Source organism: Pseudomonas sp. 65/3-MNA-CIBAN-0223 (genome assembly GCF_040310425.1).
Classification (GTDB): Bacteria; Pseudomonadota; Gammaproteobacteria; order Pseudomonadales; family Pseudomonadaceae; genus Aquipseudomonas; species Aquipseudomonas gregormendelii.
The window spans coordinates 1-270 of sequence record NZ_JBEOPV010000152.1 but is presented as its reverse complement, the minus strand read 5'-3'; the positions used below and the strand labels follow the sequence as shown (position 1 = coordinate 270).

General features: G+C 56.7%; 1 protein-coding gene. It reads left to right on the top strand.

Annotated features, from left to right (window positions below):
- Position 1: 1 nt before the first annotated feature.
- The coding region (locus AAEZ09_RS28320; protein ID WP_350601657.1) for a motility-associated protein at positions 2 to 270 on the top strand (269 nt) is incomplete at its 3' end.

Below are 270 nucleotides of genomic sequence, written 5' to 3'. Positions count from 1 at the left end.
GATCCAGCCTTTCGAAGTGCTGATTATTGGCGGTGCCGCGTTCGGCGCATTTTTGCAGGCCAACCCAGGCTATATGACCATGCACGTGGTCAAGAAGTCCCTGGGCATGTTCAGCTCGCGCTTCTCCCACACGTTTTATCTGGAAGTGCTGGGGCTGATCTACGAGATCCTCAACAAGAGCCGCCGCGAAGGCATGATGGCGATCGAGGGTGATATCGAAGACGCCGCAGCCAGCCCGATTTTTGCCAAGTACCCGGCCGTGCTCAAAGA